This window comes from Bernardetia aquimarina (assembly GCF_042180575.1).
Classification (GTDB): domain Bacteria; phylum Bacteroidota; class Bacteroidia; order Cytophagales; family Bernardetiaceae; genus Bernardetia.
In genome coordinates this window covers 3517083-3543168 of sequence record NZ_CP170094.1, presented here as the reverse complement: position 1 = coordinate 3543168, position 26086 = coordinate 3517083, and the positions used below count along the sequence as shown (strand labels likewise).

Annotated in this window: 25 protein-coding genes and 1 tRNA gene; 13 read left to right on the top strand and 13 right to left on the bottom strand. The window is 33.4% G+C overall.

From position 1 onward, the window contains the following. Positions 1-7 precede the first annotated feature (7 nt). The 5 genes from ACE193_RS15145 to ACE193_RS15125 are packed head-to-tail and all read left to right on the top strand — an operon-like array spanning position 8 to position 3877. Entirely contained in the window at positions 8-1549 is a 1542-nt protein-coding gene (locus ACE193_RS15145; RefSeq protein WP_375559063.1) for a hypothetical protein, read from the top strand. A gap of 3 nt (positions 1550-1552) precedes the next feature. Next, positions 1553-1987 carry a hypothetical protein gene (locus tag ACE193_RS15140; RefSeq protein WP_375559062.1) on the top strand — a complete coding sequence of 145 codons (435 nt, stop codon included), beginning with the start codon at positions 1553-1555 and terminating at the stop codon, positions 1985-1987. Then, positions 1984-3045, top strand: a complete 1062-nt coding sequence (locus tag ACE193_RS15135) for a hypothetical protein (RefSeq protein ID WP_375559061.1) — start codon at positions 1984-1986, stop codon at positions 3043-3045. The genes ACE193_RS15140 and ACE193_RS15135 overlap by 4 nt, the downstream gene beginning before the upstream one ends. Before the next feature lie 18 nt (positions 3046-3063). After that, positions 3064-3393 carry a hypothetical protein gene (locus tag ACE193_RS15130; protein WP_375559060.1) on the top strand — a complete coding sequence of 110 codons (330 nt, stop codon included), beginning with the start codon at positions 3064-3066 and terminating at the stop codon, positions 3391-3393. Positions 3394-3439: 46 nt separating this feature from the next. Beyond that, complete coding sequence (locus tag ACE193_RS15125) at positions 3440-3877, top strand: hypothetical protein (RefSeq protein WP_375559059.1); 438 nt, start codon at positions 3440-3442, stop codon at positions 3875-3877. Positions 3878-3924: 47 nt separating this feature from the next. Here ACE193_RS15125 and ACE193_RS15120 read toward each other — a convergent pair whose 3' ends face one another. From ACE193_RS15120 to rimO, 7 genes are all read right to left on the bottom strand, one after another. Next, positions 3925-4434 (bottom strand): hypothetical protein, encoded by a 510-nt coding sequence (locus tag ACE193_RS15120; protein ID WP_375559058.1) that lies wholly within the window; start codon positions 4432-4434, stop codon positions 3925-3927. Between the two features lie 56 nt (positions 4435-4490). After that, a complete protein-coding gene (locus ACE193_RS15115; RefSeq protein ID WP_375559057.1) occupies positions 4491-5183 on the bottom strand; it encodes a site-specific integrase in 693 nt (230 codons plus the stop codon). A gap of 9 nt (positions 5184-5192) precedes the next feature. Next, a complete protein-coding gene (locus ACE193_RS15110; RefSeq protein ID WP_375558619.1) occupies positions 5193-5633 on the bottom strand; it encodes a transposase family protein in 441 nt (146 codons plus the stop codon). Then, entirely contained in the window at positions 5587-6129 is a 543-nt protein-coding gene (locus ACE193_RS15105) for a transposase family protein (RefSeq protein WP_375558620.1), read from the bottom strand. Before ACE193_RS15105 ends, ACE193_RS15110 begins: the two co-directional genes overlap by 47 nt. 36 nt (positions 6130-6165) lie before the next feature. Continuing rightward, on the bottom strand, positions 6166-6672 hold the full coding sequence (locus ACE193_RS15100) for a hypothetical protein (protein WP_375559056.1): 507 nt from the start codon (positions 6670-6672) through the stop codon (positions 6166-6168). Between the two features lie 215 nt (positions 6673-6887). After that, positions 6888-6958: transfer RNA gene (locus ACE193_RS15095), tRNA-Cys, on the bottom strand. Positions 6959-7080: 122 nt separating this feature from the next. Next, positions 7081-8403, bottom strand: a complete 1323-nt coding sequence (rimO, locus tag ACE193_RS15090; protein WP_375559055.1) for a 30S ribosomal protein S12 methylthiotransferase RimO — start codon at positions 8401-8403, stop codon at positions 7081-7083. Between the two features lie 425 nt (positions 8404-8828). Between rimO and ACE193_RS15085 the strand changes: the two genes are divergently transcribed. Both ACE193_RS15085 and ACE193_RS15080 read left to right on the top strand, forming a co-directional pair. Then, positions 8829-10916, top strand: coding sequence for an alkaline phosphatase D family protein (locus tag ACE193_RS15085; protein ID WP_375559054.1), 2088 nt, complete (start codon positions 8829-8831; stop codon positions 10914-10916). Positions 10917-11116: 200 nt separating this feature from the next. After that, positions 11117-12745, top strand: a complete 1629-nt coding sequence (locus ACE193_RS15080; protein ID WP_375559053.1) for a hypothetical protein — start codon at positions 11117-11119, stop codon at positions 12743-12745. Between the two features lie 5 nt (positions 12746-12750). Here ACE193_RS15080 and ACE193_RS15075 read toward each other — a convergent pair whose 3' ends face one another. Beyond that, positions 12751-12963 carry a hypothetical protein gene (locus tag ACE193_RS15075; protein WP_375559052.1) on the bottom strand — a complete coding sequence of 71 codons (213 nt, stop codon included), beginning with the start codon at positions 12961-12963 and terminating at the stop codon, positions 12751-12753. 94 nt (positions 12964-13057) lie between these two features. On the opposite strand from ACE193_RS15075, the gene ACE193_RS15070 reads away from it, so the two are divergent. After that, the gene (locus tag ACE193_RS15070) at positions 13058-13687 is read left to right on the top strand and encodes a hypothetical protein (protein ID WP_375559051.1); all 630 of its coding nucleotides are present in this window, start codon (positions 13058-13060) and stop codon (positions 13685-13687) included. 35 nt (positions 13688-13722) lie between these two features. On the opposite strand, the gene trxB is transcribed toward ACE193_RS15070, so the two are convergent. The 5 genes from trxB to ACE193_RS15045 all read right to left on the bottom strand — a co-directional run bounded on the left by trxB (position 13723) and on the right by ACE193_RS15045 (position 18491). Next, positions 13723-14682 carry a thioredoxin-disulfide reductase gene (trxB, locus tag ACE193_RS15065; protein ID WP_375559050.1) on the bottom strand — a complete coding sequence of 320 codons (960 nt, stop codon included), beginning with the start codon at positions 14680-14682 and terminating at the stop codon, positions 13723-13725. A 152-nt stretch (positions 14683-14834) separates the two neighbouring features. Beyond that, positions 14835-15239 carry a hypothetical protein gene (locus ACE193_RS15060; protein WP_375559049.1) on the bottom strand — a complete coding sequence of 135 codons (405 nt, stop codon included), beginning with the start codon at positions 15237-15239 and terminating at the stop codon, positions 14835-14837. A gap of 6 nt (positions 15240-15245) precedes the next feature. Continuing rightward, positions 15246-15767, bottom strand: a complete 522-nt coding sequence (locus ACE193_RS15055; protein WP_375559048.1) for a hypothetical protein — start codon at positions 15765-15767, stop codon at positions 15246-15248. A 91-nt stretch (positions 15768-15858) separates the two neighbouring features. Then, entirely contained in the window at positions 15859-17349 is a 1491-nt protein-coding gene (locus ACE193_RS15050) for a TolC family protein (protein WP_375559047.1), read from the bottom strand. A 260-nt stretch (positions 17350-17609) separates the two neighbouring features. Beyond that, a complete protein-coding gene (locus ACE193_RS15045; RefSeq protein ID WP_375559046.1) occupies positions 17610-18491 on the bottom strand; it encodes a porin family protein in 882 nt (293 codons plus the stop codon). Between the two features lie 369 nt (positions 18492-18860). Here ACE193_RS15045 and ACE193_RS15040 point away from each other — a divergent pair, with 369 nt between their 5' ends. From ACE193_RS15040 to ACE193_RS15020, 5 genes are all read left to right on the top strand, one after another. Then, a complete protein-coding gene (locus tag ACE193_RS15040; RefSeq protein WP_375559045.1) occupies positions 18861-22313 on the top strand; it encodes a hypothetical protein in 3453 nt (1150 codons plus the stop codon). A 126-nt stretch (positions 22314-22439) separates the two neighbouring features. Beyond that, positions 22440-23009 (top strand): hypothetical protein, encoded by a 570-nt coding sequence (locus tag ACE193_RS15035; RefSeq protein WP_375559044.1) that lies wholly within the window; start codon positions 22440-22442, stop codon positions 23007-23009. Between the two features lie 301 nt (positions 23010-23310). Further along, positions 23311-24300, top strand: coding sequence for a heme A synthase (locus ACE193_RS15030; RefSeq protein WP_375559043.1), 990 nt, complete (start codon positions 23311-23313; stop codon positions 24298-24300). A gap of 40 nt (positions 24301-24340) precedes the next feature. Beyond that, positions 24341-25288, top strand: coding sequence for a heme o synthase (gene cyoE / locus ACE193_RS15025; RefSeq protein ID WP_375559042.1), 948 nt, complete (start codon positions 24341-24343; stop codon positions 25286-25288). 116 nt (positions 25289-25404) lie between these two features. Next, positions 25405-26013, top strand: a complete 609-nt coding sequence (locus tag ACE193_RS15020) for a heme-copper oxidase subunit III (RefSeq protein WP_375559041.1) — start codon at positions 25405-25407, stop codon at positions 26011-26013. Positions 26014-26086 lie beyond the last annotated feature (73 nt).

The window sequence follows — 26086 nt, the reverse complement described above, 5'->3', positions numbered from 1 at the left end:
TTCAATTATGATACAAAATATCACAACAGCGCAAATAAATAGTTTACCTCCTTCATATCAAAAACAATATGAAGAGTTTAAGGAACTTACTGAAAACTTTGATGCCGATTTTATGGCAGAACAAGAATACAAAGATTTTGGTAAAGACCTTTATCAAAAAATAATTAAGAAGTTGGCAAGTGAAAGTAAATCCACACCAACAAAAAAAACAACAATCCGTAAAGCACCGTCAAAGGCTAGAGCTACCGTTTCGGCACGTAAAAAAGCAAGAACAACACGCAAAGCTGCACCAAAGAAAACAGCAGCCAAAAAAGCAACACCAAAGGCAAAAACTACTACCACTAGAACAAGTACAAGTAGAAGCACTTTGAAGCCAAGTGAAAGTTCATACGCATCAAAATATATCTATTCATTTTTGCAGCTTGTAGGAAAGAAAAAAAGCCGTAATCAATTAGAAAATTTGGTTCGTGATATGAACAATGCAATTATCAATAAAAAGGTAAGAAAGACTTCAAGCTATAAAGAAGCCTTTAATTATATTGGGAAGTTTTTGCAGAATTTACTAAATGGTAGTCGTTCTCAATCATTTACGATAAAACTTCCTACCGACGGAGTAGAAAAAATGAAACGATTTGCACGTATGCACGAAACAAAAGGCGTTCGTGCCTTGCGTAGATTTGCAGCCGTACAAGGGGAGGACTATCTCAAAAAACACGATGCTTTAATGTCGTATTTGAAAAACGTACCGACTTCAGACCCATACAAAGCAGAAGCAAACCGAGCAATCAAAACATTACAAGCAGCCAAAAAGAAAAAAGGAACAATCAAGTTTACAACAGCACAATTACGTGGATTAAACGGAATTGATGGAGTAGAACAACCAAAAAAAAAAGGTAATACGCTAAATCCGTATGCACAAGGCGCAATCATTGGTGCTGCATCAGGCGTGGCTAGTGTAGCTATTCAAAAGGGAATGTCAAATGTTCTTTCAGGTGTAGATATGATGAGCGTGATGTATGATACTTTGGTTCTACCAAGTAAATATAAAGGTGTAGGTCTTGATGATATGCCATTGAATACGAGCATTCTTTTATTTGCAAAGCCAAAACTTGGAAAATCTACACTAGCCTTAGAGCTTGCAAAAGACTTGTCAGAAGTTGGCGAGGTTCTGTATGTTTCAGGCGAAGAAATGTTTGATAACCAAACACCGTCCAAGTCTTTGCAGAATAGGGCTGAAAAGGTAGGAGTTACTGATAATATGTTTTTCTCTAAAGAATTGATTGATTTAGAACCGTATCAATTCATTATCCTTGATTCTATTAACGCTATCGGATTAGATATTGAAGGTTGGAGAGCATTAAGAGCTAAATATCCTAATAAATTCTTTGTTCTTATTTCACAAGTTACAAAAAGTGGAGTGTTTCGTGGTAGTCAAGAGTGGTCGCACGAAGTTGATACTATTATAGATGTTTCTGAATTAGGAATTGCTACAATCGTAGGGCGTTTTGGTTCAGGAACTTACGAGTTTTTGAATCCAAAATACGCTTAAATTATGGAGAACCTAACTAAAGAAGAAATTGTAGAAATTGTTAAAGCAGCAATAACACATCAACCACCTATACCAGTTAAGAATGAAGAAAGAGGGTTTCTTTCTTCTGCAAAAAATGTAGTGATTACTCTTTTTGGGGCTGCTATAATCGGTGTTTTTAGCGTGCAGTACGCTAGAAATGATACTAGCCTTCGTTTTGAGGTAAAAATGGAAACGCAATATGAAAGTCTTGTAGATAAATTAGACAATCTATTGTCTAAATATGATGAGGTTCAAAAAGAGCTTCATGACAGAACTGCTGACCGAATTACAAATAGTGCTTTTAAAGAAGAAATTATGATTAGAGATAGTCGAATAAATTCTTTAGAAAACTCACTACATAGCGTTGAAAATAAATTTAGAGAATTAGAATTTATCATAAAATCTAAACACAAATGAGAATATACACAAATGAATTTAATGCTGTCATTTTTGCAAAAGATGATGGAACAATCATACGAGCCTTTCCAACAGGAAATTTTGAGGTTACTCTTCTTGAAAACAACAAAATAGAAATCAAAAACCCTATTTTTGGTTATCAAGAAGCATTTTTGTTTTCTGATATAAAAACCTTCGACGGAAGTTCTACTGGTGCAACGATAGCAGATACAATAAATTATTTATCTGAAAAGGTAAATTTTAGAAAAGGTGGTATTTCAGAAGAAGACCTAATAGCCGAAAATATCACCGAATTGCAAGGCGAGGAAGGAAGTGTTCAATACAAAAATGCACTAGGAAAGCTCTTTGGAGATGCTTTTTTGTTATGGAAAAGTAGGCTTTTGACTGTTTTAGGTTCACTTTATATTAAAAGTGAAAGCAACGTAACAGGAAATGCTGTTGAGGTAAGAAGTGAAAATAACACAGTATTGTGTCAAGTTACGAATAGTGGCGAGTTTCAAACTAATAAAATTACAGGAGTAGGAGGTAATAATGTAAATTACACAGTATATTATGACGCTGGTTATGCTAACACTAGAGGTATTTATGGTGTGAGATTGTGGAAAGGGCAAAATGCTTCAGCAGGTAATTTATACGCAGACTTTGGTTCAAATAACGTAATTTCTTTTTACAAAAGAACGCAAGCAGACACCATGTCCACAAAAGTCTTAACCGTAGGCGACCCCCTATTTGGTGTTACTTATGATTTAACAATACAAGGACAAGCTGCAAGTCCAATAAATGGTTATACAGGAGGAACGTCAAAAAGTGTCGTTATCGAAGATGGAAAACCTCGTCCAGATGACACAGGATTTGGTTACGATGGCTTGGGTGTAATTATCAAATCTTGGAGGAAAGAAACAGGCACAGACCCAGTTTTGGAAGAAGTGGCTAAATTTCAACATGAAAAAGTTAGTATTAAATTACCTGTATTTGCTGACAATGCAGCAGCTTTAGTTGAGTTGGACGTGAACGACTGGTACACAACAGCAGCAGGCGACATAAAACGAGTTATCTAATCTAAATAAATAAAAAACATGATAAAAATAAACCAAAATTTTGAATTTGATGTGGCAATGGATGCTGACACAAATGTACGAGGATATGTAAAAGAAATTGTGATACGCCCTAAAAACAACTCTGTTACGCCTAATGAGATATTTTTAGACATTCATGCAGAATGTTATCCTAGTGCTATGCCTGATTTCTTGAAAAAAGTTACTTTAGAACCGTTGAATGTATCACAAGAGAATTATGATACAATAATGACAGAAGTTTTTAATCAATTAGGTGATTTTATAAACATTGAATTAGGTGAAAAATTGAATCTTCTTATTCAACAACAAATGCAGAAAGCAGAATTGTAATAATCTTATTTCTCTTTGTAAATTATATACTTAAACAAAAATATATATGCTTTTTTTTCAAAACCAAAACCTAAAAAATGAATTAGGGTCATTTAATTTAGGCATTCCAACAGCATCGGATTTTTACATAGATCCAAATTCAAATTCTCCTTATCAATTAAATCTTGATTTGGATTTTTCAAAAATGAACTTGCCTAGCTTTACGACAACGGATAAAGCCTTGCCAAGCCTAACCCTATTGCAGCAGCAAGACGAATTAAAAAGGAGGGAAGAGGAACGATTGCGCCAAGAAGAAGAAAGATTACGTCAAGAAGAAGAGGATTTTCTCAAACAGTATTCTTCTCAAAACAACTTAGAACTGAAAAATGTAAAGCCTAACGAAAAACAATGGATAAAAGGTTTTACAAACAACGAAGTTTTAATAGGAAGTGGCGTTTTGGGGTTAGCCATTGTTGCTGTTGTTGTAATAAAAAACAGAAAATAAATGTGTGTATTAAGGGTACACACAAGAAACGAAGGGGAGTAATAAATCTATTGCTTAGTTGCTTCTATATCTGCAACTATTGTAACAGGGACACCATCACTCAAGTAACTTACTTGTTGTGCAGCATTTACCTTTTTTGAGTTGTAAAAGTATGCACCATGATAATCTACATTGTTTAAATTAATTTTATTAACACCAGTAATAGTAACGTTTTGACCTTCTACAATATCAGTGTCATTCACTAAGTCAAAAGCAATTCCGTCATTGTCTTCTTTAAATTTGACAGCCGTGAAAAGAAGTTCGCCTCCTTCTTTGAATTGTATCACTTCATTATCAATAGTACCTGTGCCTTTAGTTGCTATCATAGTTCCAGCAGCATCGTATTCAGAACCTAAGTAGCCAAAACCTTGTTGGGTTTCATAGAATTTTATACGATAGTTGTAAGTTCCAACAATATCATCTCTCAAATCTTTTGGGTCTTCATCTTTATCACAAGAAGACAAAAATAGAAAGCTAGAAATGAATAATAATAAATACAAAAAATTAAATTTTTTCATTTTGAAATGGGTTTGGATTTTAAAAAAAATAATTGAGTTATAAAGATAGTTCTTTTTTATTTATTACGAAATACTCTATCAAATTCATTCCTAACTAGCCATTCATCAATAACTTTTGCATAGACTTTTTCTGTGTATCGTACTGTTTTATGACCTAAAACACGACTTACTGTTTTTACAGTTATTCCACTATTTAAAAGTAATGCACCAAGTGTATTTCTTGAAATGTGTGAGGTTAAATATTTATTTATCCTTGCCATTTTACAGATAATACGCAAGTTTTTGTTATAGACATGTCCAGTAACAGGGACGGTGTCAAAGTTTACCTTTCTTAAAAACTTCATTCCATTTGGTAGGAGTGGAATTTGTTGGTAAATATCTGTTTTGCCACGCTTTTTAATTAGCCAGTTCCAGTCTGTTTCATTTTTTGCTATTCTAAAATGGTCTTCTTTGGTAAACTTTGCCAAATCTCCATACGCAAGACCAGTATAAGACTGTATCACAAACAAATCTCTTACTCTTTCCAATTTATGTTCTTGTGAAAGAAACTCTAAATCTTCTAATCGTTTGAGTTCATCAGGAGTGAGATAAATATATTCTTTTTCCTTTTTAGCAAGATACACCTCATATTTTGCTACTGCATCTTTTTCTATCTGTCCAGTTGTGTAGCCTAATTTGATAGCTGCTTTTATTCTGCTTATCGTTTTTGCTACATAATCTACACTATTTACATCTTTACTTTCTAACATTAGACTTTATTACGATAATTTTTGATAGGTTATTCTTGTCTTTACCCTTAAATTATGAATACCACACGCAATTTCCATGACTTGGTCTCTTACCTCTTCTCCCCACAATCGGATTTCATCTAAGACAATTCTAAGTCTTTTTACTCCTGCTATGCTGTGTTCTGCACGTACTCTACGACTAGACTTTTTACTATTTTCAGCCTTGTCCTGCTCCGATAATTCTTTTCCTCTAGGCTTTTTTTTGGGTTGCTCAATAAGGACACCTTTAGGTCTATGACCTTGATAACCAGTATCTTGATGAAGAATAGTTCCCTCAGGAAAGGTAATATCATCTTCTTCTAATAAACGTTTATCGTGTACTTTTCCTGTTTCTGTATCTCCTAAAAAAACTACCTCTTGATGTTTATCTGTAACTAAAGTATTTTTTATAGTGTGCTTTTTTTTTTCCACTATATACTTCTTTTTGAGCTTTGTAATCGGAGGGACGAGGAATTTCACGTTCGCTTCCATCTACCCATAACTCTAAGGCTTTACCTGCTTCTTCAACACGATCTGCAAGTTTTATTGTCCATTCCGATTCATTTCTTGCAGGCAATACATTAATTTTTCTTAAACTTTCTTTTAAAATGGGAAGAAGGCTGTTAATCCATTGATTAACTTTTCCTTGAGAAACATCAAAAGTAAGAGCTAAAGATTCCTGTAAAGGGTTGTTTTTCAAGTAGTAAAGGATAAAAAAAAGTTTCATTTCACTACCTTTTAGTTGTATTTTTGCGTGTTCTCGGAAGGTGGGCTTATTTCTAGCCTTTCCTTTGAGGTCATAATACATATAATGTTTTTCCCAAAGTGGAGAAAAAGTAGCTAATAACTCATCAAACTCTTTGATAGTCAAGCTAGTAAGAGCCATAAAAGGCTTTTCTTTTTTACGTAAGTTAGGTAAATCAATCATAAAGTAAGGATAAAATGACCGCTAATATAATAAAATTTACGTTTTAAAGTCTATTTTTTTTGCAATAGCTTCTAAATCTACGTGTGTTAGATTGTATGCTTCTAAATGTTCGTTTTTCTTATCATTTTTTAGATAAGGAATAAGCCAAATAGTGAGAGTAGTATTGTGTATTCGAAGAGTTTCTTTACTTCTTTTCTCAATAAACTCTTTTTTGTGCATCAACTGTTTGAACAGGTCCACAACCGTAACTTTTGGCTTTAATTTGCCTTCATATATATCTGAAACCTCCTGAATGTGTGAAATAGTATCTTTAGTATTAAAGTAGATACTCATTAAATCTGCTCTTATATCCTCTAAAATGATATTATAAGCATTTGCATTTCTGCCAGTAACTCTTGAACCGTTCCAGTCTTTAGGATAAACTTTAATTTTTGTGCTTAAAGCTGTGGAACGCTGACCATTCCAAGAAACATAATACTGTATTGTTCCTAATCCGTTTATTTTGTCTTTCTTATGCTTCCTATGTACAAAAACAACATTCATAAATCTTTTTTTTAAACATACATTTTAGTTTAGTTGGTAAATAATAAAAGACTTCAAAAATAGTGTGTCCTATAATTTATTTGTGTGTCCTAAAGTGTATGCTGCGTACAGAAGTCAGTAATTAAGGTGTTTAATTATTGAAACAAAAAAAAGGCTTGTAGAATGGTTCTACAAGCCTTTTAGTAAAAAGGAATAATCCGTATTTTGAGGTATTGAGGTTGCGAGCGGATTCGAACCGCTGTACACGCTTTTGCAGAGCGTTGCCTAGCCGCTCGGCCACGCAACCTTTTTATTTTGCACTCTCTAAAGTTTGTGTTTTAGAGAATGCAAACTTACGAATCTTAATTGATTTTGCAAAGAAAAAGTTCATTTTTATAGAAAAATCTAATAAAAATATTTCTTTCTTACTTATACCACCTCTCCAAACAAATCAAATTCTTCTGCTTTGTCTATCCTGATATTAGCAAAATCGCCTATTCTCAAATAGGTTTTTCTAGCATCTACCAAAACTTCGTTATCGACTTCTGGAGAATCAAATTCAGTTCTGCCAATAAAATAATTTCCTTCTTTTCTATCGATAAGCGTTTTGTAAATCTTACCAATTTTTTCTTGATTGAGTTCTAAAGAAATACCTTGTTGTATTTCCATTATTTCTGCAACACGCTCTTGTTTTTCTTCTTCTGTCAATGTATCAGGCATAGAATGAGAATGTGTGTCTTCTTCATGAGAATAAGAAAATACTCCTAATCTATCAAATCGCATCTTTTCTACAAAATCCAAGGTTTCTTCATGGTCTTCTTGCTCTTCGTGTGGGTGTCCTGCAATAAGCGTTGTACGAATAGCAATTTCAGGCAGTTTTTGGCGAATAGCATCAATTAATTCTTCTGTTTTTTCTCTTTTTATTCCTCTACGCATTGCCTTCAAAACTTTGTTTGAACCACTTTGTAACGGAATATCTAAGTAATTACAAATTTTATCATGCGCTTTCATTGTATCAATGATTTCTATCGGAAAGCCAGTTGGATAGGCATAGTGTAAACGAATCCATTCAATTCCTTCTACATCGGCTAGTTTTTCTAAAAGTTCTGATAAAACTCTTTTTCTATAAATATCAATTCCATAATAGGTCAATTCTTGTGCAATAAGCATTATTTCTTTTGTTCCTCTTGCAGCCAAATTTTTAGCTTCTTCTACTAATTCCTCCATCGGACGAGAAACATGTTTTCCACGCATCAAAGGAATAGCACAAAAAGAACACGCTCTATCACAGCCTTCCGAAATTTTGAGATAGGCATAATGTTGAGAGGTGGTTGTCAGACGTTGTCCTAAAAGCTCATGTTTGTAATCTACATTGAAACGATTAAGAATCAAAGGCATATCTAATGTACCAAACCAATCATCCACTTCTCCAATTTCGCTAGAAAGTTCGTCTTTATAACGGTGTGACAAACAGCCCATCACATATAATTTATCAATTTCGCCTCTGCTTTTTGCTGCTGAATAATCCAAAATCGTATTTATAGACTCTTCTTTTGCTTTTTCGATAAAACCACAAGTATTAATAATAATAACATTTGGCTGTTCGATTTTCTTTTTGACTTCTAACTGATGATGAGCATCAATTTCGTTGGCACGAAGCTGAGTAAGTATATTTTCAGAATCCACAAGGTTTTTTGAGCAACCTAGCGTAATTATATTGACTTTATCTTTTTTGATTGTACCCGTTTTCATTTACTTTTATATTTTGGAAGCTGACTTTCTAATTAAACATTTAATTAAAAACAGCTAATGGATTTTCTTTCTTTAAAAATAAGATTGCAAAATTACGCAAAAAATAATAGAAAACATAGAGTCGAAATTTAAAATAGAATAATAAAGGCTTGATTTTCAATAAGATAAATTTAAAAACGACATACAAAATTTCATTTCTTTTTAAAGTATAAGTTTTTACCTTAGAAATAATTTATTTTAGAAAATTTTTACATTTAGATAAGATTAGAGAGATCGATTTTGTTTGTAGGGTACAGAAACGGTTTACATCCTTAACAGTGATTCAAGGAAAATTAATATAAAAACTGTCATAAATTAAAACTATAAATTTATCTTGCGAAGATTTTTAAAAATCTATCACTAAAATAATTCAAAAATATTTCGCAATGAAAAAAATTACTTTATTCCTTTTAGCCTTGGTAATTAGTTTACCTTCTTTTGGACAAGATATTAGCAAAATCACTAAAATTGTTAGTCCGACAGCACAACCTGCTCCTATTTCTCTAAAAAGAAAAATCTCAAAAACTACTTCTCAAAATGGACAAAATGATGATTTACCTTTCGAAGAGCGTCTAAAACCTTTTTATCATGGCGTAGCTTCTGGCGACCCACTTTCTGACCGAGTGATTATTTGGACACGAGTAACTCCTGATACAGAAAATCAAACTAATGCTATTCCTGTAAAATGGTATATGACTTCTGATGTAGAACTTAAAAATGTAGTTGCAGAAGGAGAAGTTAGTACAAATGCAGACAAAGATTTTACAGTTAAAATAGATGTAGTGGGGTTACAACCTAACACAACTTATTACTATTATTTTTCTGCTTTAGAAACAAATTCACTTATTGGGCGCACCAAAACTGCTCCAAATGAAACTAATGCAGAACATTTGAAATTTGCTGTGGTTTCTTGTCAGAATTATGAAGCTGGTTATTTCAATGCTTTTGGAAGAATTGCAGACCGAAATGACCTTGATGCTGTGGTTCATTTAGGAGATTATATTTATGAATATGGAACAGGAGTATATGGTGCAAATCTTATCGAACGCTCACACCAACCCGAAACAGAAATTTTGACTGTGGCAGATTATCGTACTCGTTATTCATTGTATCGTTTAGACCATAATCTTCGAAGAGCGCATCAACAACATCCTTTTATTACCATTTGGGATGACCACGAATTTGCTAATGATTCGTATAAAGATGGAGCGCAAAATCATACAGACTCAACAGAAGGAAACTGGGCAGATAGAAAAACAATTTCTAAAAAAGTATATGATGAATGGATGCCTATCCGAACAGTCAATACAGGCATTTATAGAGTAATTAATTATGGAAATCTAATGGATCTGATAATGATTGATACTCGTATTGAAGGGCGTGATGAGCAAATTAATGATGTTACAAATCCTCTTATGTATGCACCAAACCGTACACTTTTAGGACAAACACAAAAAGAGTGGTTTTTGGATAAACTAGAAAACTCAACAGCAAAATGGAAAGTAATTGGAAATCAAGTTATTTTTTCAGAGTTTAATGTTGGTTGGGCTGCTGCTGCGCTTACTCCTCCTCAAACGCCTGAACAAGTAGAAAGTACGTTTACAGATATTTGGGATGGTTATCCAATAGAAAGAGATAATATTATTGATTTTATGTCAAGTAATTCTATTGATAATGTGGTTTGGCTGACAGGCGATTTTCATTCTACCTTTGCCTTTGATATTGCAAAACGTCCATCTATTTTTGGATTTGACCAAGCAACTCCTACCTATAATGCTGCAACTGGTGAAGGTTCTGTGGCTGTTGAGTTTGCAACTCCTAGTATTGCTTCTGCTAATTTTGATGAAAATGTAGGTGCAGCTACTTCGGCAGCTTTAGAATATCAAATTAATAAACCACTTCCTGCGCCATTAGAAGGTGTTAATCCAAATCCTCACATGAAATTTGTTGATTTGGATAGACATGGATATTTTATTTTAGATATTAAGGAAGAAGCTGTTCAGGCAGATTGGTTTTTTGTAGATAAAATTTTAGAACCTTCAGAAGGAGAAGGTTTTGGGGAAGGTTGGCTCACAACTGACGGAAGAAATCATTTGACAAAAGCTGATTCTCAAACTGCTCCCAAAACTACACAAGCAACAGCAGCACCAAATGAAGTTCCTGAATATGTAGATGAGGTTACAGGAATATTTTCTCCAAAAAATGAATTTACAGATATTGCTATTTTGAGTTTGTATCCAAATCCTTCTTCTACGATTGCACTTGTCAATTATGTGGTTGCTCGTCCGATGAATATAAATATCAAACTTATTGATTCACAAGGAAAAACTGTAAAAGTAATTGAAGAGCAAAAAAATGTAAGTGGAAATTTCGCCCTCCAATTTTCTGTAAAAAATCTTTCAGTAGGTGTTTATATTCTTCAGTTTGAAACTGACAAAGGACAAATTAGTCGTAGAATTGTAGTAGAAAATTAACATTTTTATATAAAATTGATTTTTTCTGATTCAAACACTTCTTTTTATTTTAAAAGGAAGTGTTTTTTGTTTTTTTATTCTAATTTTATCTAGCAAAAAAAACTTTGTCTTTTGTTTAACGTTCTCTTTTTTGCAGATTTATTGTGAAGCCTATTTTTTAAACTCTATTTTTATACCTGTCCTAAAACTCTATCTATTTTATGAAAAATATTCTATCTAAAAAACTTCTTATCATTATAGGAAGTATTCTCCTAGTGTTTGTTGTAGGAGGTTTTATAGCAGTCAATTACTTGGATAACTATTTAAAAGAACAAATTACCATTTCTATTAATGAAAATAAAAAATCTCCTTACAGAATAGAAATTGGAGAGGTTCATGTCAATTTATTGCCAACAAAAGTAACTTTAGAAAAAATAAAAATTCGAACAGATAGTATTTCAGCAAAAGAAAAAGGAAAACCGAATGCGAAAATTGATGTAGAAAAAGTAGTTTTTAAGGGTGCAAGTATTCGTAAATATATAATGAATGGAGAATGGCATGCTGATAAAATTACACTTCAAAATCCTATTATTGACATAAGATATATTGCTGACTCTACTCAAGGCGTTTCTCGTGCTGCTGACACAGTCGCTAATTTTGTGGTTGCGCCTCTATCGGTAGGTATTTTAGAAATAAAAAACCTGACAGGAAACTATCAATATAATTCAAACTCAACGATAGCACTCAAAAAACTAGATTTAGAAATTGAAGATGCCAAATGGCTCAAACCTCCTACTTTTCGTTTTAGTTCTGAAAAAATACAACTTTCTTTTGAACAATTAAATCATAAAACAACTGATTTTGTGCAAACAGTCGATACACTAAATGGAACGTTGAATAGGGTTAGTTTTGATACTTCATATATAGATGTCTTGCGTTTTTCGGATGTAAAATTACTCATAGATAATTATTCAATGGCACATCGAAATGGAACAGATTTTAAAATAGGTGAAATTAATTATCAAAATAAACTCGTAAAAGTAAAAAATGTAGAACTTTTACAAGACTTAGATGAAAAACGAGAAATGAAAGCAGAGCAGTTAGAAGCTCATAATTTGGATTGGCAAGCACTACAAAGACAACTCATAAAGGCTGACAAAATTTTGGTTTTTAATCCTACCATTTCCATTTTGAAAGATCGGAATCGTCATCCAGAACCTTCTGAAAAGAAAATGCCTTATCAATGGAAAATAGGTTTGGCAATAGATACTTTACAGATAGAAAAAGGAAATATTGTATATTCAGAGCGTGCAGAAGGATTGGATGGAATAGGAAGTCTTACCTTTGATAGTTTGAATATGATGGCTCTCAATTTTCATAATTTTGAAGAATCCAAACCTGCTATCATCAAAGCAAATATGTATTTTATGGAGGAAAGTAGAATCGAAATTACGATGGAAATGCCTCTCAATACAGATACATTTGAAGGAAGTATAAATGGTTTTTGTACAGAAATAGAAATCCCAACTCTCAATAAAATGCTTTCTCCTATTACTCGCTTTGAAGCAAATAAGGGAATAATAAAGAGAGCTGAATTTGATGCCAAAATTAATGATGGATATGCAACAGGAACATTTCGTATTACTTATAATAACTTAGAAATAACTCTCCTAAAAAAGAAGTCCAACAAAAAACGTAAATTTTTAAGTGGGCTTTTAAATACTGTTATTGATAAAAATGTAGAAGGAAAAGAAGGTAAAATAAAGTATCAAAGAGAGTATAATGATAGTTTGTTGAGGTATGTTTGGCGAACAATTCGTAGTGGGCTGATTACTTCTATGTTGCCCTAAACAAACTAAATTTCTCTTTTTAATGTCCAAAAAAGCCAGTTTGCTTCCGATGTACACGTTACAACTTCCCAACCTTGCGCTCCCAATTTGGAAAGTGTTTTGACAACTTCTGCGTATGAACCTGTGCTTTTTTCTTCACTTCCATTTGGTAAATTATAACGAAGACCATGCGAATCCCAAAGCCATTCTAAAGTAGCATATTCCCATTTTTTGTTCATAATTGATATTTTTATGTAAATTTGATTTGAATAATGAGTTTAAAAAATTGCTTTCTTTACAATTTAATAATTTTCTACTAAAAAACGAATACAAATGAAAAATATACTTTTTATACTTGGTTTCTTAATTTTCACTCTGCTTTCTGCTTGTAGCTCATCTAATGTTGAAAAAGAAAATACAGATACATTTGTAGTAAAAGAAGATGCAGAAACGACAAAAAATGAACTTCTCAAACAACCAAATAAATTATCAAATGAGGAACTCAAAAAAATGAAATATGATGATTTAGAGGAAGAGATGCAAGGAGGAATTGTTAATGTGAAGATTGATGATGAAGATTTTGCAGAAAAAGATTATATCTTCGAAACACTTCGAAATGAAAACACAGTAGAATATGATGCAGCATTAAAAACAGCAACTATAATGGTAGCCAACTATCAAAATACAAATACAAACTTAGTCATTACGGCAATAGGAGGTAAAAAAGGCGATTTTCCAATTATGTCAAGTCCTCAACGCTCTGCGACAGTAACTTTTTATTATAATAATGGACTTGCAAATATTGGAGGTTCTCTAAAAGAAGGAGTTGTAAATATTGATATTTTTGATGAAGAAAAAGGGTATGCTAGAGGTAGAATAGAGGGTAAAACAGAAGAAGGTAGCCCTATGAAAGCTACCTTCGAAATTCATGCTGAAAGACAAGTAAGTTCTATTCAAAATTAATTTTTGTAATAAAACTAAATTCATCTCAAATTTATTTACGCATTTACCATTGCTTCTTTTTCTACCAAGTAACGTTCTGCATCAAGAGCAGCCATACAACCTGTTCCTGCTGCAGTTACGGCTTGGCGATAAATTTTGTCTTGAGCATCTCCAGAAGCAAAAACCCCAGGAATATTAGTCAGTGTGCTATCATTTTGAGTAATCAAATAGTTACTTTCGTCCATGTCTAACTGTCCGATGAAAATATCTGTATTGGGTTTGTGTCCAATAGCTACAAAAAATCCATCAACAGCAATCTCATGACTTTCGTTCTTTAGATTATTGAGCAGACGAACTGAAGTTACATTTTCGCCATCTCCCAAAATTTGTTCTGTTTCTGTATTCCAAAGAATTTCTATATTTTCTTTTGTCATGACACGTTGCTGCATGATTTTGGAAGCACGAAGCTCATCACGACGAACAATCATATATACTTTTTTACATAATTTAGCTAAATAACTAGCTTCTTCACATGCCGTATCTCCACCACCTACAATAGCAACTGTTTGTCCTCTAAAGAAAAAACCATCACAAACAGCACAAGCAGAAACACCTTTTCCGTTGTATTCAGCTTCTGAAGGTAAGCCTAACCACTTTGCAGCAGCACCAGTAGAAATAATTATTGATTCGGCTTCAATTCTAATTCCAGAGTCATCATAAGCAACATGAGTTCCTCCAGTTTTGCTAAACTCTACTTTTTCGATAACACCATAACGCAAATCTGTTCCAAAACGTCCTGCTTGTTTATCCAAATCTTGCATCATTTGAGGTCCCATTACACCATCTGCATATCCAGGGAAGTTTTCTACATCATTTGTGATAGTAAGCTGTCCACCTGGTTGTTGCCCTTTGTATAAAATAGGCTCTAGTCCTGCTCTAGCTGCATAAATGGCTGCTGTATAACCTGCTGGTCCTGACCCAATGATAAGACATTTTGTTGTATGTATTTCTGACATAATTCTTTTTTTATTTTTTGGTTGTTAATATAAAAATGTTTTTAGTTGGTTATCTTTTCCCTTTAATCAACGTATCAACATAATTTCATATAAGTTACAAAATAAACGATTTTTTATGAGAAATGGTTTTGAAACTTAAAAATAAGCACATTTCAAATATCTAAACCTTGGCTTTTGATGTATTTTTTGAAGTTGTCAAGGTGTTTTTTGCATTCTATATAATCTAACTTTTTCAATTCTTCAAAAATTTCTCTATCCTCTATACCATCATACCTTGCTGTTAAAGAATACTGAAATAAATTTTTGTACTCTCTCCAAGCTCCAATACTAATTCTCATTGTAGGAATCCAACGGCTATTTGGATTAACATTTCTTTCTATGTCATTGTGGGTTTGTCCAATTTCAATACCCTTATAGTCTGCTAGAGCTTGTAAGTAATGGATAGCAATGTAAAAAGTAATTGTAATTTTCCAATCAAAAAACTTTTGAGGAAAGACAGTTTCCATTTCATTCAAAAGTTCTTGATTATGTTTAGCTTGTTCTAAATGGTTTTGCATCTAAATCTAATCTAAATTTATTTTTGGAAGGTGATTAAATTTATTTACAAAACTCAATGGTATAAACTGCACTAGGAAAGAATGTTGAGTTTCTTCTTCGTACTTTTCTAAAAAATCAAATACTATATTTCTGTTTTTGGTACAATCTTCCTTTAAAGCAATATAATAAGTCTGGGTTTTATCTCCTTTTTCCTTTGAAAAAACACAATCTATTAGCTCCTTATTTTTTTTAAAAAAAATAATTACTTTTTCTTCATTATAATATTTCGGTCTAACATAGAAACGACTTATTGGGCTTTTAGAACGATTTTTTATTTTATTATGAGAAGATATTCTTCTATTTGAAAGAGTTTTATACCGTGAAGTTCTGCGTTCTAATAATCGTCGAAAAACTTCATTATCAGAAATAAGATTTTTATCATCCTCTTCTAATAGATGGTTAATTTCCTCTTGAAACTCACTTAATAAAGTTTGTAAAAGTGGGGTAAATGCTTTAAGACGGTTTAAATTATCATTATGTGTTTTCATATTATAAATCTATTATTCTTAAAAAACGAGCGTAAAGTGAAAGTTAATCCTTTACATTTAAACGCTCATTTTTTAAGAATAGTTTTATTTCTTAGAATTTCAACTCTTCTCCCTCATAAAACTCTAAAACCTTAATTCTAAAGATAAACTCATATTTGGCTCTCAATAAATCAGCTTGTGCAACAGAGAGGTTATTTTTTACAACTGTATATTCTGTGCTATTGGCTGCACCTGCTTCAAGTCTTTTTTCCATTACTCTTACTGTTTCTTCTAATGCTTTTACTCGTGTTTGACTAGCTTCGAAAGATGCTTTTGCTGCACGAGCCGAAATATATGCCTGTTCGATGGTTTGATAAAGTTGTGTACGAACAAGTTTAGAGTTTAATTGTGCATTTTGAGTCTGAATTTTGGCTCTCTGAATACCATTATCTACTTGAAAACGATTAAAAATAGGAATTTGAAGATTTAATCCTAAATTATATCTAAATGATTCGTTGAGTTGATTGAAAAAACCAAAATTATCAGTCGGAAAAGTAAAATCTGGACTTACTACATAATCTGTAGGAATGCCATTATTTGCAATATATCCAATCGTATCAACTCCTGAAAGAGTAGGTTGTGTAAAATCAAACCGTTCTTTTTGATTACTTGTATAATTCGAACCTGCACCTGCTATCAAAGAAAGAGTAGGAATTCTTCCAGCTTCGGCAATATCAATTCCTTTTTTGGCTACTTCTATATTTATATCTGCCCCTTTGATATTAGGTTGTGTGGTTTCGGCAATTTGATAGATTTGATATGGATTTTTTGAATCTAAAATAGCTGAAGGGTCATCCACTTCTGGAGTAATAATATCAAAACTTTCAGTAGGTTCAAGTTGCATCAGTTGGCGAAGTTGAAGTTTTGCAAGCATCAAGTTATTTTCTCCCAAAATTATTTGTTGCTCATCGGCTGCTAATTGCGCTTCTAAGTCATATAGATTTGCTCTAGGCAAAACACCAGCTTCCACAAGTTGTTGTGTTCGGTCATATTGTGCCTGTGTACTTGTTTTCTGACGACGAGCATTTTCTGCAATTTCTTTATTCAAAACAACCTGTAAGTAATTACTGGCAATATTGAGCATCAAATCATTTTGGGCTTGTCCATAATTGAGCTTATCTGCTTCTACCTGTAACTCATTTTGGCTAATTGTATTTTTTAGGCGAGAACCATTATAAAGAGTTGTACTAGAGCTTAAAGATAAGTTATTCGTTTGGATACGCTGATTAACAAAACTATTCGAAAAAGGGTCAATCGAACGTCCCCAGTTGTAATTATGAGAAAAAGAAGCGTTTGCATTAGGCAATCTATCATCTTTAGACTGTTTTAAGGCAAGCTCAGAATTCTCAATACCTAATTCATTTATCTTTAATTGAATATTTTGACGCAAGGCATAAGCAATACAAGAATCTAACGACCATTTTGGAGTCGTGTTTGTGTCTTGAGCGATGGTTTTTTGAGCTAAAAAAAAGAAACAAATACTCAAAAAAAGGCTAGTAAAAGCAAATAAATTCTGTTTTCTATCAAATTGCATATCTTTCATAGTTGATTTAAAATTCTTGATAATAATGATTCCTTATATAATAGATAGCCAAAATAAACAAAACACTTCTATTTAGAGCTATTCGATGAATAATTGATTTGTTAAACTTTTTAAAAGAAAATTACAATTTTATCAATATTAATTTCTATAAGAATAGCTTGGTTTAGTTAAATGGTTGATTTATAACTAATTAATAAAATAATCAAGTGAATAATCAATATTGTTTATCAAAAAAAACACTCAATACACAACACGCTGCATTAAAAAGTAGTTTTTGCACTGATTACTGATTCTTTGAGTTTAGCTCTTCTATATATAGGAATAAAAAAACCAACTTGAAAAAGTAAATCTCTAGTTTGGATAGTTCGTTCTGGATTTGCTAAATATCTATTAAGTCTATAATCAAATGAATTGATATTGTTTAAGCCATATCTATATCTAACTGAGGTCTGAATACTTACATTTTTCAAATTAAAAGAAGGAGTGATTCCTACTATTGCTCCATAATTAAGTTTTTCAAACTGATTATCTGAGTTTACATCATAATTTAGTACTTCTACACGTGGATTAGGAGCGAGGACTTTGCCAAACGAATTATATAGACGAGCAGCCGAAACCCCTGCTTCTGCTGAGAGTGAAAACCAATCTGTAATTTGATACGAATAAATTCCGATAAGATTTACGTCAAAAGTAGAAATTGTATAATCTACTGTTCCTTCTAAAAGAGCTATTCTATAAGAGGTATTATTACTTCTATAACGTCCAATAACAAGCTCAGGTTGAATGCTAAAGTGGGAATTTAGTCTATAATTCGTAAAAAAAGTCAGAACTGAACCTGTACTAGGACTATTTTTATCATTTTCTTCTGGATTGCTTATTTCAAATTGTCCGTTAGTAATTCCACCACGAAAGCCAATACTAAATTTAGTTTTGATTTTCTTAGCTAATAAGACAGAATCTAAAGGGATAGAAGAATTTATTTGTGTGGAATCAGTACTCTCAGATTGGCAAAAAGCATAAGAAGTAGAAAATAAGTTAATAAAAATCCCAACAAATAATAAAATTATTAAAGAAAATGTTTTTTGTGATAAATAATTGACAGACAGTGCTTTATAATTGTTTTTGTGAGTGGAATAGACCATAAAAATTGAGTTTATTGAAAATAAGTAGAAGAATTTTGATTTTTTTTAAAATAAATGCAACCTTTTTTAAGGGTTGGTGGGTCTTAGGAGTATAACAAACAGTTCACTTGCTGCAAAGCTACTACTTTAGTGAGAAATGAATCAAAAAGTTGTGAAATAATAGATTGAAATTTTCTTAAAATTAGTTCTTTTTCAAACAGAATTTAAAAACTGACTTGAAACAAAACTAAGAATAACTGAAAAAATTAAAATAATTTCTACAAACTATTTTGTAAGTCTCAAAACTAATATATACCTTTGCATTCACAAGTGTAAACTACTAAGTGCGCAAAAAATTGATAATTCAATTACACTAAACTCTATTGTTCCATGAACAAAAATCTTTTTATTTATTCATTCAAGTACCTTGCTGTTTTATTGGCATTGGTTACTTTTTCTTCTTGTGAGCGTGATGAGTTCACAGAACAAGATGCTTTTGATTTACAACAAGCACAACTTAATGCACAAGATGCTCGTGAGCAAGCTGCTTTAGCTGCTCAAGATCAACGTGTAATGGACATGGCTCAGTTCCGTCGCAGCATGGATTCACTTACTCGCCTTAACTCTGGTGGTAAAGTATTCTATACTGTAAACGTTGTACCTGGTGGTTCTTCTGCGTTCTCTTCTGGACGTTTCGAAGAAGTTGAAGGTCTTGACGGTGCTACTGTTACTGTATCTCAATTAGGTGGTGCTATTGTTGAGCAAAAAACTACTGTTGGTGGTCTTGCTTCATTTGAAATGTACAGTGGCGAAGTTACTGTAAATGTTGAAGCTCCTAACCATACAGATTTAAACTATACAGCCAACCTTACTCCAGACGGTGGTGTTCCTAATGGCGCATTATTGTATGTAGGTAATGTTGTTCCTGTATTTGATGATCCTAACAATCCTGGTGCTGGTTCTGAAGAGAATCTTGCAACAGTTAAAGGTTTTGCTTTTGCAGAGCTTGACATTACAGAAGGCAATAATCAAGAAGAATCAGTTCCAGACGGAACTAAGGTTCGTGCTTTCATTGACGTACAAAACCCTGCTTTTAAAGCTAAGTATATCGACCAAGCTAATGACGAAGGCGTAAACAACGGTGGACAGCCTACTAAGTCTGGTTTCATTCAAAGATTTGCTTATGAAGAAGCTGCTTCTACAACAGGTACTACTGTTACTACACCTTTGAATAACGATACTGCTCCTGATGGTGGCGAGTATAGCATCACAATTGGTGCTACTGCTTCAGGTCTTCCTATCATGATGAAATTTGATGATTTCGCAGCAGATCGTACTTACTTCTTTGATGACAATGACACTGACTTTGGTGGACCTGTTGGATTTGGCCCTGGTGCTAAGCGTTTTATCTATACACAAAACACTGAGTTAGTTGGTGGTGTAGCTAATCAAGCTCCAACTCCTATCTCAAGTTTAGGTGATATAGACCTTGGTCCTGGAAGACTTAGAGTGAACTTTGATTTCGCTCAAAATGAAGCTACTGCTACTGCTGGTCTTACTGGTGGTGATGCTGTTGCTTCTGTAACTATTACAGATGGTGGTTATTACTATGTAGCTCCTACTGTTACTTTCTCTGCTCCTACTACTGGAACAACTGCTACTGGTACTGCAATAATGGAAGCTATTCCTACTGCTGCTAATGGTGGTCCTGCTGCTGGTACTGTTGGTGCTGCTGCAAGAGATAGAGGCATGTTAAGAGTTGCTGGTGTAAATCTTAATGGTGTTGATGGTATTGCTAATAATGCTGATGACACTAGAGGTTCTGGTTATACTTCTAACCCAACTGTTACATTTACTCGTTTCTCTTATACAGGACGTGATGCTGCTGGTGTTCCAGTTGCTAACGGTACTGGTTCGGTAGCTGCTTCTAGCTCTACGATCAAATACATCCGTATTATTGACGGTGGATTTGGAATGACTGGTGCTGGTACTTCAACAGGTGTTGGTAACTATACAGGAACTGTTCCTGGTGTTGTATTTAACAACAACGTTGTGCCTAATGGTGGTGGTGGTGTTTTAGCTACTGCAAACCTTATTGTTGATACAAATGTAGGTACTGCTACTGAAGTTCAAATCACTGATGGTGGTGATGGATATAGTGATGCAGTTGCTATTACTTTCAACTATGGTCAGAATGCTGTTGTATCACTTGGAACAATAGGTGGTGCTGATAATATATTTGCACAGGTTGCTGGTGAATTAAGATGGAATAATACAGGTACTACAAGAATTCTTACAGTTGCTAATGCTGCTGGATCTGAAGTAGCTTTTGCTGGTGGTGATAATTACTCATTTGTACCAAGTATTTCACTTACAGGACTTGTTGCTCCTGCTGGTGCAACTCTTCCTACATTTGCAGCAACGGTTGTTGGTGGTGTAATTACTCAAATCGAAATGCAAGGTGCAACTTCTGGTTGGACTACTAATCCTGAGTACACAGGTACTATCAACATTTCTGCTAACCCTGAAGGTGTAGCTATCTCTGCTGAAGGCTTCACTGAAGGTGGAAGTATTGATACTTATACATTTAGTTCTAACTATGGTGTGCCTCCAACAATCTACAAAACTTCTGTAGAAGCTATTACTGGTGCAACATTTGATTATCTTACTACTGACGCTGCTGGTGGAGGTGTTATCCAAGATGAAAATGGAACTGCTGTTGCTGCTGCTGATTATGCTGAAAATAGTGATTATATCTTTGTATTTGAAAATCCAACTACTGGAACTTCAAATGCTTGGGGATATCCAATCTTTGATAACGGTGGAAACAATGTTGTAGGTCTTTTATTTGCTCCAGGTACTGGACAAGGTATTGGTTATACTGCTGTTCCTGCTGATGGATTCAAATTCTGGGTTATTCCTGCTGACTTAGCTGGAAATGCAAATGCAGCTTTAGCTAAATATGCTCAGACAGATCTTAACCCTACTCCTGATGCAAACGCTAAAGCAACTGCTGCTCGTACTGCTCAAGTATTGACTATTACATTTACTGATGGTGGTCTTGGTTATGCAATCCGTCCTGAGTTTGTTATCTCTGGTGGACAACGTTCTGCTGAAGATTTAGCTACACTTAACTCTAACATTAATAGTGTTCGTGGTCAGCTTAACTTCAACTCTGCTGGTTCAATCATCAATACATCTGTATCTACAGCTTTACCTGCAAATACATTTACTGCTGATGGTATTGCTGCTGAGCCTCTTGCTCTTACAATATCTGTTGAACGTTTACAAGGTATATTCAACTCAGAAGTTAATGTCTTTGATCTTGCACTTAATTTGAATACTGGTCCTTTTTCAGGTGGTGTTCTAATAGGTAGTGCTGGTGACGGAACTGCTGTTGCAGGACCTGGTGCTTGGGGTTATTTCGATGAGGCTCAAGCCCCGACAACTCCTGAAGAAATGTTCAATGACCTTGAGAGGATAGAATTTACTGCTGCTGATCGTATAGGTACTAACGGAGCTGCTAATGCAGACTTTAAGTATATCACGGCTCCTACTTATACAGTTAGTTTCTTAGGACTTGATACAGGTGGTAATGGTGTTGCAGTACTTGATCCAAATACTGCTGATATTACTTCATTAAGTTCTAATGATAACGGTTCTTTCCCTGCTGGTATCACTTTTGGTGGTCTTGCAACTTTCGTTATTCCAACGAATGATGATAGCTACGACCCTGCTGGTGAGCGTTTCCGTACTATTGGTGGACCTTCTTCTTTTGAAGTATTCTCTGGTCTTACTTATATCCGTGACGTAAACTATGGTACTGGTATTGAATTAGAATAATTTTAATCTTTAGATTAAAAGTTTTATTCAAAACTTGAATCTTATATATAAAAAAGAAGGCTAAGGGAAACCTTAGCCTTTCTTTTTTGTCAAAAATTATTTACTCATTTTAAAAGATAAAAAAATATGCGTTGTTTAATTTATAGCTTATTCTTATCTGTATTGATAGGTAGTTTGTTTTCTTGTACAGATTCAAAACAAAATAAGGAAGAAGAAAAAGTAGCTTTGATGAAAGCAAACTGGAGTGATACAACAGCTTTAGCCAAAGCTATAGATGTTTTTTATAAAGACTCTGTTTTTAAGAACGGAAAAATAGCCTTAGAGGTACGAGATGGTACTATTAAAAGTAAAGCACCCTATCGCTATCTACAGTTACACAAAATATACCGTCCTAAGTTTAAACTGACCTCTTCTACTGTCGGATATATGCCTGTTTTGATGCTCTCTGGTGCTGATTCGGCTATCGTAGATTTTCAGCTTACTTGGCAACAAATAAGCCCTAAAGATTCATTAGGGAAATTTATGGTTACTGATAAGTTTTTACAATCTGTAAACCATCAAGCTAGATATGAATGGATACAAGAAGGAGAGTATTGGATAAGAAAAAATGTTGAAGTTTCTGAACAAAATCAACAAAGAAAAGGAAGAGGAAATGGTTTGGACATAGATCCTAAAAGTCTCAAGAAAAAACAATAGAATAATTAGATTTTTTTCAACTTTGACAGTCTTTTCACAAGGCTGTCAATAGTTTGAAAAATAAACACTTCTGTACTCAACTCTTCTCATTCTTTATTTAACTCAAAGGAATTTTATTTTTAGATGCGATTAACCTTTTTTTTATCTTAAAAAAAGTGTTTTTTGCCATAAAAAACGTATATTTTCGTATCTTTGCAGCCAAATCAAAACCTTCCTGTTGAACACTTACTTCATTAAGTATCAACAAATTAAAAGAATTAGCTGTTGTTGGTTTCTTACTAACAACATACCTACTATCAATATGGCTGCTATTTATCGCAAATTCGGAGTTACTACAATTATTGCTGTTTACCTGCTTATTTTGGTGGGTGGAATTGTGCGTAGTACAGGTTCTGGAATGGGTTGTCCAGACTGGCCCAAATGCTTTGGACAGTATGTTCCACCAACAGATATTAGTGAATTACCAGAGGATTATAAAACTATTTTTGCCGTTCAAGGGCGTGAAATAGCTGATTTTAATGCTGTTCATACGTGGATAGAATATGTAAATCGACTTTTAGGAGCTTTAATTGGACTTTTTATTCTGATTACGGCTGTTCTTTCAATTTCATTTTGGAAGAAAGATAAAATTATTACATTTCTTTCTGTTTTGGCTCTCATTGGAGTACTCATACAGGGTTGGTTAGGAGCAAAAGTAGTTTCAACAGATTTACATGAAGGAATGATAACCATTCACATGGTAATGGCTCTTGCCATTGTTGGATTATTGATTTATACAGTTGTTCGTTCGTATAATGGCGTTTTGAAAACTGAAAAAGTAAGCAATACTCCGAAAATCAATTTGATTGCTTTTGCAAGTGCAGGAGTTGCTTTTGTTCAGCTTATTTTAGGAACTCAAGTAAGAGAAAATATTGATAGCGTTTCGAAAACTTTAGGCGAAAGTATGCGAAGTGAATGGATAGAAAATCTAGGAACAACTTTTTATATCCATCGTTCTTTTTCTATTTTAGTTTTGTTGCTTCATGTCGGTTTGATTTATTCTCTTTGGAAAAATGCCTCTGCAACTGGACGTATTCAATCGCTTGGAAAGAGTCTTCTTGCTATCTTGGTTATAGAAGTCATTACAGGAACTATTATGGCTTATTTTGCTATTCCAAAACCTTTACAACCTGTCCACATGCTTTTAGCTTCTGTAGCTTTAGGCATTCATATACTACTTATTTTATTTATTAATTTTGATTTTCTTTTTAGGAAAAAGGAATTTAATATTAATTCAAACCTTAAATCCTAAGGGTTTCTGAAAACCCTTAGGGTTTGAACTATATACAATTATGCTTACCAAAACAGATAATCTAACTTTGGACATAAACTTAGACCTTCCCGAAACTCCAACTGAAATACACAATACAGATGTAATACATGCCGAAACATCAAAAATTAAAGCCTTTTTTGCACTCTTAAAATTTCGCTTGTCAGCATTGGTTGTTTTTTCTTCTGCTATTGGTTATGCTTTGGGAGTTGATGAAATTACAGATTGGAAAAAATTTGCAATATTTTGTTTTAGTAGTTTTATCATTACAGGTTCTGCCAATACACTCAATCAAGTAATTGAAAAAGAGTACGATAAAGATATGAAACGCACCAAAACTCGTCCTTTACCAACAGGTATAATTTCACAAACAGAAGGAATTATCTTCGCTGTTATTTTGGCAATTATTGGAGGAGTTTTATTGGTTACTTTTGTCAATTCTCTTACGGCTGCTTTAGGTCTGCTTTCACTCTTTTTGTATGCTTTTGTTTATACTCCGTCCAAACGAATTTCTTCATTTTCGGTCTTTATTGGAGCATTTCCAGGGGCATTTCCTCCTCTTATTGGCTGGGTTGCTTCAAATGGTGAGATTACTCAATTTGCTCTTATTCTTTTTGCTATTCAATTTATTTGGCAATTTCCTCATTTTTGGGCAATCGCTTGGCTTGGAAATGATGATTATGTAAAAGCAGGTTTCAAAATGCTTCCTAGTGGTGGCAAAACATTGAGAACATCAATTCAAATCTTGACTTATACCATATTTTTGTTACCTATTGGTCTAATGCCTTATTATAGTGGAATGTCTGGCAAAATTTCGGCAATAATTATCTTTGTTTGTGGACTTTTATTCTTAATTCCTGCGTGGCTTTTAGTAAAAAAAGGAGATAACAAATCAGCTTTATTTTTGATGTTTTCTTCATTTTTCTATTTGCCTATTGTTCAGCTTGCTTTATTATTTGACAAACTCTAATTTGATAAGTTATAGTAATGTCGCTCGTGAGGACACGAGCAACGGATATATCAAAACAAAATCACTTATTCTACCATTGCTTGTGTCCTCACAAGCGATTATTTAATAATAAAAAAATGGATACTACAAAAAATATATACATAGAGGAACAAGAAATAACAACAATGCACCCAAAGAAATTTAATGTTTGGTTGTTTATTGTAAGTATTATTATGCTTTTTGCTGCCCTTACTTCGGGGTATATCGTAAGACAAGGCGATATTTTGAAAGAATGGTTAGTTTTTGATTTGCCATCTCTTTTTTATTGGAGTACAGTAGTAATTTTACTTAGTAGTGTTACGATGCACTGGGCATATATTGCAGCCAAGAAAAATGAAATCGGACAAGTAAAAACAGGTCTTATTGTTACGCTTGCTTTAGGAGTTGTCTTTTTGGTAATGCAAATTCAAGGCTGGGGACAACTTGTAGATGCAGGTGTATTCTTTGCTGGAGATAAAAGTAACCCTGCTGGTTCTTTTATTTACGTTATTTCTGGGTTACATGCATTTCATATTGTGGCTGGTTTAGTTTTCGTAGCCGTTACTTTAATTAGAGCTATGAACTCAAAAGTTCATTCAAAAAGCACCAATACAATTTCTATGTGCATGACGTTTTGGCATTTCTTAGACCTTCTTTGGGTGTATTTATTCTTCTTCTTTATGTTCTTTAAAGATGGATTGAATTAAATCAATTACAACATTTAGATATAGAAAAAAGCAAGTTTAGAAATGAACTTGCTTTTTTTGTTTTAATAAAATT

Coding starts and splice junctions, on each gene's coding strand:
- rimO (WP_375559055.1), bottom strand. CDS start 8,403: ATGAAAACGGGTACAATCAAAAAAGATAAAGTCAATATAATTACGCTA.
- ACE193_RS15120 (WP_375559058.1), bottom strand. CDS start 4,434: ATGAAAAAATTTAATTTTTTGTATTTATTATTATTCATTTCTAGCTTT.
- ACE193_RS15045 (WP_375559046.1), bottom strand. CDS start 18,491: ATGGTCTATTCCACTCACAAAAACAATTATAAAGCACTGTCTGTCAAT.
- ACE193_RS15035 (WP_375559044.1), top strand. CDS start 22,440: ATGCGTTGTTTAATTTATAGCTTATTCTTATCTGTATTGATAGGTAGT.
- ACE193_RS15085 (WP_375559054.1), top strand. CDS start 8,829: ATGAAAAAAATTACTTTATTCCTTTTAGCCTTGGTAATTAGTTTACCT.
- ACE193_RS15105 (WP_375558620.1), bottom strand. CDS start 6,129: ATGATTGATTTACCTAACTTACGTAAAAAAGAAAAGCCTTTTATGGCT.
- trxB (WP_375559050.1), bottom strand. CDS start 14,682: ATGTCAGAAATACATACAACAAAATGTCTTATCATTGGGTCAGGACCA.
- ACE193_RS15145 (WP_375559063.1), top strand. CDS start 8: ATGATACAAAATATCACAACAGCGCAAATAAATAGTTTACCTCCTTCA.
- ACE193_RS15130 (WP_375559060.1), top strand. CDS start 3,064: ATGATAAAAATAAACCAAAATTTTGAATTTGATGTGGCAATGGATGCT.
- ACE193_RS15070 (WP_375559051.1), top strand. CDS start 13,058: ATGAAAAATATACTTTTTATACTTGGTTTCTTAATTTTCACTCTGCTT.
- ACE193_RS15060 (WP_375559049.1), bottom strand. CDS start 15,239: ATGCAAAACCATTTAGAACAAGCTAAACATAATCAAGAACTTTTGAAT.
- ACE193_RS15135 (WP_375559061.1), top strand. CDS start 1,984: ATGAGAATATACACAAATGAATTTAATGCTGTCATTTTTGCAAAAGAT.
- ACE193_RS15030 (WP_375559043.1), top strand. CDS start 23,311: ATGGCTGCTATTTATCGCAAATTCGGAGTTACTACAATTATTGCTGTT.
- ACE193_RS15020 (WP_375559041.1), top strand. CDS start 25,405: ATGGATACTACAAAAAATATATACATAGAGGAACAAGAAATAACAACA.
- ACE193_RS15075 (WP_375559052.1), bottom strand. CDS start 12,963: ATGAACAAAAAATGGGAATATGCTACTTTAGAATGGCTTTGGGATTCG.
- ACE193_RS15040 (WP_375559045.1), top strand. CDS start 18,861: ATGAACAAAAATCTTTTTATTTATTCATTCAAGTACCTTGCTGTTTTA.
- ACE193_RS15100 (WP_375559056.1), bottom strand. CDS start 6,672: ATGAATGTTGTTTTTGTACATAGGAAGCATAAGAAAGACAAAATAAAC.
- ACE193_RS15125 (WP_375559059.1), top strand. CDS start 3,440: ATGCTTTTTTTTCAAAACCAAAACCTAAAAAATGAATTAGGGTCATTT.
- ACE193_RS15055 (WP_375559048.1), bottom strand. CDS start 15,767: ATGAAAACACATAATGATAATTTAAACCGTCTTAAAGCATTTACCCCA.
- ACE193_RS15080 (WP_375559053.1), top strand. CDS start 11,117: ATGAAAAATATTCTATCTAAAAAACTTCTTATCATTATAGGAAGTATT.
- cyoE (WP_375559042.1), top strand. CDS start 24,341: ATGCTTACCAAAACAGATAATCTAACTTTGGACATAAACTTAGACCTT.
- ACE193_RS15115 (WP_375559057.1), bottom strand. CDS start 5,183: ATGTTAGAAAGTAAAGATGTAAATAGTGTAGATTATGTAGCAAAAACG.
- ACE193_RS15140 (WP_375559062.1), top strand. CDS start 1,553: ATGGAGAACCTAACTAAAGAAGAAATTGTAGAAATTGTTAAAGCAGCA.
- ACE193_RS15050 (WP_375559047.1), bottom strand. CDS start 17,349: ATGAAAGATATGCAATTTGATAGAAAACAGAATTTATTTGCTTTTACT.